Here is a 9,634-nt window from a genome sequence, read left to right as displayed (position 1 = left end):
GCCGGAGCTTGCGGAGCTTTGGCACGGCGTCGAGGGAGAATTTTGTCCCAGTCCCTTTTTTGGTGCAGCTATTTGGCGGGCACCAGCGGGCTCAGGTTGTTTAGTTGAATCGTGATGAGTCTAGCGGGTATAATAAACGTAAGGAATTAGTAAGGAGCGAAGACAATGGACAGTACGATCAAGCGCAAGATACTGGCTTCGGCTAAAATCACCACCAAGAACCAAATCACCGTGCCCAAGTCGGTCCGGACGGAGCTGCATCTTGGGGAACACGACGAGCTTCAGTTTATTCTCCAGAGTGATGGATCGATTACGATTACCCCCAAAAAGAAGCCGTCTTTTTGGGCAGTCGTCCACGAGCAGGAAAAACAGTATGGAAATTTGTCGACTCCTGAAGTCGACTGGGGCGCTGACGTTGGCGGCGAGGTGATCGACTGATGAGGGCATTCCCCCAAGGCACCGTGCTGTACGTCGACCTGGATCCTGCGCAGGGGAACGAACAAAAAAAGAATCGACCATGCGTGGTGGTGAGCAACGATGATTACAACAGATATTTCAATACCGTCATTGTTGTGCCCATTAGCTCTTCTGCCAAGTATGTTGAAGAAGATCGTTATCGTGACTCACCACTATTCATCCAAGTCAAGGCGGGTAAAGTGTCTGGTACTGCGTTACTGCAGCACGTTCGGTCAGTTGATTTAACAAAACGCAGCGATGGGAAAGTGACAGGGGTTGTTAGTCAGAGTGCCATGCGGCAGATTTCTGACGGACTCCAGCACTTTTTCTAGATTAGCGGTCGAGAGCAGGAAAAAAGGCCCGGGCGGAAAACAAACATCCGTTCGAGCCTTTTTGGCTTATGCTCAGACAAAATGGTTCTTGATGATGCATTCTTGTTAGTCTTTCCCCAGCGACAGCAAGTCATCGTCATCCAGGAACTGCAAGAACGGGTGCCAGGCGGCTTTGTCGGCACCGCTATGCAGCAGATAGCGGATATAATCCGCGATGGTGCTGCTGGCAGCGAAGGGAGCCAGTTTTTTTAGCGCGGCAGCCTTTGCCGTGTCCTGCTGCCAGGCCTGGAAATACGCCTGAATGTCGGCGTCATCTAAGAAAGGAGCGGCCTTGATCACCGCGGCGGTGTCGTCCGGTGTCTGCGCCAGCAGTTCTTTCAGCACGCTGCTGCTGACAAAGGGATAGAACTTCTGCTTGGCGCGGTCATCCACCTGGGGATCTGTCCAGATCTGCCGCAGGAGGGCGTCATTCTTTTCGTCCGGCAGGAAAGGCAAGAACTTCTTCAACGTGTCCATCGTGGCCGGCAGACCGGGTACGACGTATTTGTCGACGATCTTGGCGAGGTCCTCGTCAGCCAAAAACGGCGCCATTTCCCGGGCAAGCTTCAGAAAGTCTGGATCGTCCCGGTGCTTCATCAGTTGCTTGAACACCATTGTGTTGGAGAGAAAGGGAGCAATATCTTTCAAGTGCACCGCCGACAGGTCGGCATCGTCGGCTTTTTCGTCGACTTGCGCCGGCTTCATCACCGGGGCGGCTTCCGCCAGTGTATCAGCGTCCAATGGCGCATCGTCGTCCTGAATGATCTGGATGGTATGCTGAGCGTTTTGGCTATTCAGCAGGTCGTCGAGGTCCAGGTTCAGGATACGGGCGAGGTCGGCGTATTTGTCGATATCAGGGAGCGACCGGCTGCGTTCCCAGTTGCTGACAGCTTGGTAGCTGACACCGAGTTGGTCGGCGAGGTCGTTTTGGGTCATGTTCTTTTCTTTCCGGGCAGCGGCAATTTTCTTGCCGATCCGATTGGCATCGAAGATAATCATGAGAATTCCAGCTTTCTTCATTTGTCGTGCAGCGGTTGGCCAACGGCTGTTGGCTATAATGTACCGCAGCCCCGCCGGCTTGCCTATCAAGCGTTGCTTGAGCGGCCGGCTCAACCGCTACTTGAGAAGAGAGAAAGCGCACCGTGGCGGCATTACAATGTGGGTCAGCTGCCCAAAAAGTAGATAAGAAGTACTAACGGCCGTAGACATTTCGTGGCCAAGCGGCTATCATAATAGATGACGTAGATTTGAAATCTAGGTGTGTGACAAACTGTCGGAGGTGGCAACATTTTGGAAAACCAAAATCATCACGTATCTCGCTACCAGATCCATTACGAAGTGAAAAACGCTGTTTCCCATGGCGTCTGGTTCCTGGTCAGTATTTGGTTGGTGGCGGCGCTTTGGCTGCGTGCGGCGGGTCACCATGCCGGTCCGTTGGAGATGACGGCACTGGTGATTTACGGCATCACACTGCTGAACCTCTTCCTCGCCTCCACCCTCTGTCATGCCCTGGCGTTCACCAAGGCCGCCCGGCTATTCCAGATCCTTGACCACTCCGGCATCTATCTCTTCATCGCTGGGACCTACACGGCCTACACGCTGATTGCCATCGGCGGCGTGACCGGCTGGGTGATGCTGGCGGTGGAGTGGTTCTGTGCCATCACTGGCATCGTCATCCACATCGTCAGCGGCAATCCCCACCAGAACATCGAGACCATGCTCTACATTATTATGGGCTGGCTGTGCATCGCCGCAGCCCCGACGCTCTGGCACAGCCTCGGCCCGGTCGGTTTCTGGTTCCTCGTCTCCGGCGGTGTGGTTTTCACCGTCGGCGCCGGTATCTACAGCATGAAGATGCTCAAGGAAGGCCACTTCATCTGGCACTTTATGGTGATTATTGCGAGCACGCTGATGTACGTGTCAATTTATTGGCTGGTGTGAAAAAATGGTACGGAGAACGCACCAGTACTGCGTTGCCGTTTTTCAACCAAGGCTCAGAAAAGCCGCAGCGTTCTGCACTGCGGCTTTTTTAGTATGTTCTTTTAAAAATACTGTGATGACGCGGGACGAATCGTTTCGCCCGGGAAAGTGACTGGGCACGTGTATTGCTTCAGCAAAGTACTGAGTCTCTTATTTTGGCTGATCGGTTAGGTGTAGTCAACAGTTGTACTGATTCATAGGCAAATGTAAAGATCAGACCTATTTGTCTATAAACAAGGCCGGGTTTAATGTCCTTAACAAAAGCAAACGTGTATTCTCAACCAATGATTCCGAAAATTCTTTGTGGAAAACGGTTACGGGCTGTGAGACCCGTTTGTTATACTGAAAGCAGAGATAAAACATACGTTCTAATGCCTGAACTAAGCGTGTTCCGCCAGTGCCATCGCCACTTTCACATTCTTACCAGAAAACTTGAAACGTTGCCTCCCTCGACAATCAAGAAGTGAGTTGAATCCCTGATGCCCGAGACTATTGATCCCCACGCCTACACCATCGAGACAGTCATCGATGATCCCAACTTTGACCGCCGGCAGTTTTCCCGTGAATTTACGGACTTCAACGCCATCGCCCACCGCGCAACCTACGATTTACAGAACGGCGGTGACATGAAGGAGCTGAAGAACAAAAGCCACTATCAAACTCAATTCTCAGCGGATGCCCGCATGGTCAACAGTGCCTTGAAGACGGCGAAGGGCCGTATCGAAGCTGGCAAAGAGTTGGCGAAAACACAAATCAAGCAGCGAGCCGTTAAGATCAAAGCACTGCGCGAGCAGATCTTCAAAATGAAGAAGAAAGCCGCCAAGAACAACTATTTTGATGCCACTTACCCGCAGGCCAAGCGTTTTCTAGAGAGCATTTATCACAAGCAGTGCAAGCTGAATCGGTTAGTTCAGAAGAACCAGACCGCCCAAGAGCGGCTGGATCAAGGCAACATCAAGCTGTGTTACGGGACCCGCAAAGTATTCAAAGGCTTGTCCCATCCCCGGCGGCACGAGTTCAAACACCGCAAGCAAGCGCTCCATGCGTACCAAGCGCAGCGCAATAACCAAGTCGTCTACGTCGGTGCCCAGGACGAAACCGCAGGGAATCAAAAAGCTCAGCTGACGTACCATGCGGAGGACGATACGTATTCTCTCAAGGTACGCAAAGGCCTAAAGTACAGCACCCCAGAAGACAAGTACTACGTCATCCAGCACCTCAAGATCAAGTACCAGCAAGACCGCCTGAATGAGATTCTAGCGGAACACACCAGTCCGCTGACCATTCGGATCATCCGAAAGCGAAAGAAGAATAGGAACCGTTACTATCTGCAAATCGTCTTCACCATGATGAATGCACCAGTGACAGAAACCAGCCAGGGCACTCTGGGGTTGGATTACAACTATGGGTTCATCCAGTTATGTGAGACCAACGCTACCGGCAATATCCTGGGTTTCCGAAAATACCCATTGCCCCACATGGGCCAGGACAGCAACAAGTTTCGCACAGAGCTGCAACAGCAGCTGCACACGATCGTGGAATTAGCCGTCAGCAAGAACAAGACCATCATCAAGGAAAAACTGAGTTTCACGAATACCCGCGCCAGCGTGACAGGGACATCACGCAAAGATAAGGCTTATCACCGCATGGTGCACTCCTTCGGTGACCATCTGTATGGCTTCTGGCTAGACAACATTGCCTACCGGCACGCCGTCCAGGTCATCAGCGTCCCCGCCTACAACACGAGCAAGATTGGCATTCAGAAGTATGGCCAGAAGAAAGGGCTGAACCGGCACCAAGCCGCCAGCTATGTGATTGGCCGCAAGGGTCAAGGTTTCACCGACAAACTCGTCAAAACCAAGAAGTAACGTTGTTTCGCATACGGAGAGTGGCGGCACTGGTAGATGCCGTCAGTCCAACCGGTTCCTGTTTCAGCAAAACATAAGCGGCAATTCGCCAAAGCGTTGACCCTGGGCGCCACCATGGGCGTGGGCGATACTAAGAATTGTCGTCACGTGTTTTGAGATTGGGCGAGCAGTAGCGCCCGTAATGATTTAGGCAGTGCCTACGTTTGTCTACATTATTTCCTACTGTACCTGGGAACAGTATAGCAAAGAAAGATGAGAAGTAAGGGATTGCACGACTAGAAAAGTCGAGACTGGTGTTCTGGCGGTTCACTTATCCAGAATAGAGAATTGACGAAAAAATGCGTGCAGTTCTGTTTAAATTGAGCCCCAATTTACGTATCTAATATTGTGCGTAATCACCGCAAAGCAGGACGAGTATGTTAATCATTGGATACCACGGCACGAGCTTCACCAATGCCCGAGAAATAGTGAAATACGGATTCAGTGCGGATCACTTTCCCCGCTGGACCGGAGATTTAGGAAGTGGGGTCTACGGTTATATCCAAGCAACCGACAGGCCCTTTGCGACTGCGGAATATAACGCTGCTGTGTATGTGGCGTTGAAAGCCGACATGCACCGCCTAAAACCTTGGTCGAACAGGCCAAAGTATGGCAAGCCTAAGACCGCTGTTGTACAATTCAAAGTGGATGTATACGAAGACGATGTCTGTGATTTCACAGATTACCAGCCATATGACAACTTCGTCGAACTCAAAGCACGACTGGGATTATACATCCATGCTCGTATGCCATTTTCACCTGGGGCAAGCTACCGAGATAACGAAGATGGCTGGCTAATCGAATACTTGATTCAAAAGAGACTTGTTCATGATTACGCGGTTTTCCAGATGGACACGTACAGTCCATTTGTGTCCCGGTCAAGTAATTTTGCAAACGGCCGAGAAATATGCGTTCGACGACTCGAAACCATCTCAAACTTGAGGTTGATCTAGAAGGGCGGCTGTAAAAATGACCAGTAAAAGAGTGCCAAAAGGTTTTGGCAAATTCTCCCATGAAGAAATTGATCACCTTTTATCCGATGAGCAGATAACGGAAGTTGCACACCAACTCGGCTATCTGTTTCCGGGTGATCCAGATTATGATCAATTGCGGTCTAAACGCCCGCAGTGGCAAAATGACTCGGACGATGAGGTAGCCGAATACGCTCGTCAACTGCTTGCTACGGATAACCAACACTGTCACCAACACATTAAGAAAAGAGTGGATCTTATGCACGCCATCATTACCGTCGTCGGCCAGGACAAGGTCGGCATCGTTGCCGGCGTCAGCGCCAAGCTGGCTGCTTTGAACATCAATATATTGGATATTTCCCAGACGATCATGGAACACAGTTTCACGATGATGCTTCTCGCCGCGCTCCCCGCCGATGCCGACTTCAAGGCTATTCAACAGGCCTTGACCGACTTCGGCAGCAGCCAAGATCTCACCATCCGCATTCAGCGCCAAGAGATTTTTGACGCCATGTCGTCGTTATAGGAGCGCTGCCATGGAGAAGCAGAAGATAATTGATACCATTCAGATGATCAGTGAAGAAAAGCTGGATATTCGCACCATCACGATGGGCATTTCTCTCTTAGACTGCATTACCGGCGACACCCGGGCCACAGCCGAGCGGGTGTACGACAAGATTATGAAGAAGGCCGCTCACCTGGTCCAGGTGGCCGATGACATCGAGACCGAATACGGGGTCCCCATCGTCAACAAGCGCATCAGTATTACCCCGGTGGCCTTGCTCGCCGGTGCTGATCCGCATCCGGACTTCCGGCTGATTGCCCGCCGGCTGGACGATGCGGCCAAGGCGCTGGGCGTGGACTTCATCGGCGGTTATTCCGCCACGGTTCAGTCTGGCAGTACCCCGGCGGACGAGCTGCTCATGCGCTCCATCCCGGAGGCCCTGAGCATGACCGACCGGGTCTGCGGGTCGGTGAATATCGGGTCGACCAAGGCCGGGCTGAACATGGATGCCGTGCGGACCATGGGCCAGGTGATCAAGGACCTCAGTGCCACCGGGGCGACCAACGCCATGAAGCTGGTCGTGTTCTGCAATGCGGTGGAGGACAATCCCTTCATGGCCGGTGCTTTCTGGGGTGTTTCCGAGGGCGACACGGCCATCAACACCGGTGTCTCGGGCCCGGGCGTCGTTCAGCGGGCTTTGGCGCAGGTGCCCCATGCGGACTTTGCCCAGGTTTGCGAGACCATCAAGCAGACGGCTTTCAAGGTTTCTCGGATGGGCCAGTTTGTCGGCAAGGTGGCGGCGGAACGGCTGCACGTGCCCTTCAATATTGTTGACTTGTCCCTCGCGCCCACACCGGCCCCTGGTGATTCCGTGGCGGAGATCTTGGAGACGATGGGCTTAGGTTCCGTCGGTGCGCCCGGGACCACCGCGGCCCTGGCACTGCTCAATGATGCAGTGAAGAAAGGCGGCATCATGGCCGCAGAACGCGTCGGCGGCTTGTCCGGCGCCTTCATCCCTGTTTCTGAAGACGGGCGCATGATTGAAGCCGCGGCGGCTGGTCAGATCACCGTCGAAAAGCTGGAAGCCATGACTGCTGTCTGCTCCGTGGGACTGGATATGGTCGCCATTCCCGGTTCCACCCCCGCCAGCAGCATCAGCGGGATGATCGCCGACGAGGCGGCCATCGGCATGATCAACGCCAAGACCACCGCCGTCCGCCTGATTGCCGTGCCCGACAGCAAGGTCGGCGACACCGTGGAATTCGGCGGCATCTTCGGCCGAGCCCCGGTGATGGCCGTCAACCCGGCGTCTTCGGCCCAATTCATCGCCCGGGGCGGGCACATTCCCGCACCGATTCATTCATTCAAAAATTAATCAAACGATTCGTCATGTTCTTGCGTATGTATCATGTCAGGGGAGGTTATTAATTCCCCATCGCAGCGATACTAGAAAGAGTGATTTGAAATGGAGAGACCAGATGACTTAGACCAGCAAATTCTAGCCTTACGGGAAAAACTCCAGCCATTGCAGGCCGAATCCGATCGACGGATGGCTGCCTATTTGCACAGTCTGGGGATATATACACTGACCCAGTTGCGCGACCGGTTGGACGAAGGCCCGGAAGAGACCGCCATTCCGGTGTATCGGATGAAGGAAGAAAAGCCGGCGGCACCTACCCCCAACCCGATGCCGGCCGCACCGGCACGGCCGGCCGGGAAAGAAGACGGGCCAGCGGAAAGTACACCGGCCGCTGCCAGTCCCGCCGAATCACTAGCGGCGGCACCGAATCAAACCGCGGACCAGGCCAAAACGGCAGGGTTGTCAGACCAATCCGCAGGAACGCAGCCCGCGGCCGGCCCAGCGCAATCACCGGCGGGATCAAGCTCAGCGGCACCGGCGGCCACTCCCGCGAGTCCGGCGGCGCCGCCGGTGGAAGCGAACCGCACTTACGCTAATGCCCCGACGGATAATACGACCCCGCCGCCCCTACCGCCGCCAGTGACCCCGCGGCCGACGATTCACGACCTGTCCTTCAACGCTTTGCTCCTGCAAGTGCCGTTGATGGCGAAAACCATACGGCAAATCGTCGACATCGTGGAAGAGCGGACGGAGCACCGCTTCCCCCGGGATATGCAGCGGACGCTTTTCTTCACCCGCAAATTCGACCTGCCGTTGTTCACGTACATCAAGAATAATGTGTTGTCCGATTATGATCCGGGCAAGGATGTCACGATGACGGATGCCCAATTGGCAGCGGCCATGACCTACGCGACCCACGCCAACGATCGGGACGACGGCAGCGACGATGCCCCCGCCAAGGCGCGCACGGCATTGGCGGCTAAACGCGGCGATGCGCCCAGCGGTACTGCGCCGCACCCGGCACCCTTGAAGTCGGAGGAGACTAAGCCCTTTCAACTAACCAGCATCACCCGGCCCACCCCACCGCCCCGTAAGCCGGCGGCCAATCCGCAAGCCCTGGTGGAGCGCAAGCTGGCCGGGGCGACCGCCGGCGGGCGCTACATCAGTGAGTCGCTGGTGCGCAAGCTGCACCTGGTGGGCGGCGAGACCGTGGAGATCGTGCCCAAGGAAGGGGACGACACGCCTTTCTTCAAGATCCTGAAGCCGGCCGACCCCACGTATCATGACCATATCTACCGGTTGACGTACATTCCCGCCGAAGAGGACGAGAATGGTCAGCTGGTGCTGCGCCACGCTTACACCCAGGCCCCGCTGGTGGATCCGAGCAACGGCGAGACCTTCACGTTCGTCGTCGATCCGCACCGCTACCCGCTGCTCCACGCCGGGCAGCTGGTGGACTTTGCCTGGTACCAGGGCCAAGACCCGCGGGCGGGGAAGATCTATTGGATCCATCCGCTGGAAGAAAGTGCGCCGCTGGTGACCAAGCCGGAGCCGGCACCGGCGAAGAAAGCCGTCAAGAAAACGACGGCCCCCCAGACCGAGCCGGAGCCAGTGACCCTGGATTACGACTTGAAGGGCGGCACGGTTCTGATCGTCGGGGCGCCCAAACACGACGGCAACGTGGTGGCGATGCTCAAGCAGCATAACGGCCGCCTGACCCACTTTGACGCCAAGAGCAATGCCTACAGTCAGCTGCCGACAATGATTCGCCACGCCGATTACGTGATTCTCATTCCCACGGCGGCGTCGCACCATTCCACCCAGACGGCGGTGGCCCTGGCCAAGCAGTACGACCGGCCCTTCGCCGTGGCCAACACCCTGTCTATCGTCAACGTCGAGCGTGCCGTTTACCGGGCCGTCAACGGTTTGCCGGCCCGGTCGGTGAGCATGCAGGACACCGGCAGCGTGGAAGCTGCGGGTGCGGTGAACGAATAAGGTTGAGATAGAAATAAGACTGGACTAGGATTCACCGTGTGAATTCTGGTCCAGTCTTGTTTTTGTGGGGTGAGAAAAGTGTACGCGAT

Annotated in this window: 9 protein-coding genes; 8 read left to right on the top strand and 1 reads right to left on the bottom strand. The window is 55.0% G+C overall.

Annotated elements, in window-relative coordinates:
• Window positions 1–165 precede the first annotated feature (165 nt).
• Window positions 166–438, top strand: coding sequence for an AbrB/MazE/SpoVT family DNA-binding domain-containing protein (locus tag L248_RS07360; RefSeq protein ID WP_022529524.1), 273 nt, complete (start codon window positions 166–168; stop codon window positions 436–438).
• A complete protein-coding gene (locus L248_RS07355) occupies window positions 438–788 on the top strand; it encodes a type II toxin-antitoxin system PemK/MazF family toxin (protein ID WP_040535485.1) in 351 nt (116 codons plus the stop codon). Before L248_RS07360 ends, L248_RS07355 begins: the two co-directional genes overlap by 1 nt.
• Window positions 789–893: 105 nt before the next feature.
• Here the strand turns inward: L248_RS07355 and L248_RS15155 are convergent, their stop codons facing one another.
• Complete coding sequence (locus tag L248_RS15155; protein WP_051999903.1) at window positions 894–1,826, bottom strand: helix-turn-helix transcriptional regulator; 933 nt, start codon at window positions 1,824–1,826, stop codon at window positions 894–896.
• A gap of 291 nt (window positions 1,827–2,117) precedes the next feature.
• Between L248_RS15155 and trhA the strand changes: the two genes are divergently transcribed.
• The 6 genes from trhA to L248_RS07315 all read left to right on the top strand — a co-directional run bounded on the left by trhA (window position 2,118) and on the right by L248_RS07315 (window position 9,545).
• Window positions 2,118–2,768: a PAQR family membrane homeostasis protein TrhA gene (gene trhA, locus L248_RS07345; protein WP_022529521.1), complete on the top strand. Its 651-nt coding sequence runs from the start codon at window positions 2,118–2,120 to the stop codon at window positions 2,766–2,768.
• Between the two features lie 518 nt (window positions 2,769–3,286).
• Window positions 3,287–4,675 carry a hypothetical protein gene (locus L248_RS07340; protein ID WP_022529520.1) on the top strand — a complete coding sequence of 463 codons (1,389 nt, stop codon included), beginning with the start codon at window positions 3,287–3,289 and terminating at the stop codon, window positions 4,673–4,675.
• 416 nt (window positions 4,676–5,091) lie between these two features.
• Window positions 5,092–5,667, top strand: a complete 576-nt coding sequence (locus L248_RS07335; protein WP_022529518.1) for a hypothetical protein — start codon at window positions 5,092–5,094, stop codon at window positions 5,665–5,667.
• Window positions 5,668–5,944: 277 nt separating this feature from the next.
• A complete protein-coding gene (locus L248_RS07325) occupies window positions 5,945–6,211 on the top strand; it encodes an ACT domain-containing protein (protein WP_040535479.1) in 267 nt (88 codons plus the stop codon).
• A 10-nt stretch (window positions 6,212–6,221) separates the two neighbouring features.
• The gene (locus L248_RS07320) at window positions 6,222–7,565 is read left to right on the top strand and encodes a PFL family protein (protein WP_022529516.1); all 1,344 of its coding nucleotides are present in this window, start codon (window positions 6,222–6,224) and stop codon (window positions 7,563–7,565) included.
• 90 nt (window positions 7,566–7,655) lie between these two features.
• Window positions 7,656–9,545: a DUF2325 domain-containing protein gene (locus tag L248_RS07315; protein ID WP_040535476.1), complete on the top strand. Its 1,890-nt coding sequence runs from the start codon at window positions 7,656–7,658 to the stop codon at window positions 9,543–9,545.
• Window positions 9,546–9,634 lie beyond the last annotated feature (89 nt).

This window comes from Schleiferilactobacillus shenzhenensis LY-73 (assembly GCF_000469325.1).
Lineage (GTDB): Bacteria > Bacillota > Bacilli > Lactobacillales > Lactobacillaceae > Schleiferilactobacillus > Schleiferilactobacillus shenzhenensis.
This window is presented reverse-complemented; position numbering and strand designations above follow the sequence as displayed.

What these genes read in the sequence shown, in the direction of transcription:
- L248_RS07360 (WP_022529524.1), top strand. Translation starts at nt 166, where the DNA reads ATGGACAGTACGATCAAGCGCAAGATACTGGCTTCGGCTAAAATCACC.
- L248_RS07355 (WP_040535485.1), top strand. Translation starts at nt 438, where the DNA reads ATGAGGGCATTCCCCCAAGGCACCGTGCTGTACGTCGACCTGGATCCT.
- L248_RS15155 (WP_051999903.1), bottom strand. Translation starts at nt 1,826, where the DNA reads ATGATTATCTTCGATGCCAATCGGATCGGCAAGAAAATTGCCGCTGCC.
- L248_RS07340 (WP_022529520.1), top strand. Translation starts at nt 3,287, where the DNA reads ATGCCCGAGACTATTGATCCCCACGCCTACACCATCGAGACAGTCATC.
- L248_RS07335 (WP_022529518.1), top strand. Translation starts at nt 5,092, where the DNA reads ATGTTAATCATTGGATACCACGGCACGAGCTTCACCAATGCCCGAGAA.
- L248_RS07325 (WP_040535479.1), top strand. Translation starts at nt 5,945, where the DNA reads ATGCACGCCATCATTACCGTCGTCGGCCAGGACAAGGTCGGCATCGTT.
- L248_RS07320 (WP_022529516.1), top strand. Translation starts at nt 6,222, where the DNA reads ATGGAGAAGCAGAAGATAATTGATACCATTCAGATGATCAGTGAAGAA.
- L248_RS07315 (WP_040535476.1), top strand. Translation starts at nt 7,656, where the DNA reads ATGGAGAGACCAGATGACTTAGACCAGCAAATTCTAGCCTTACGGGAA.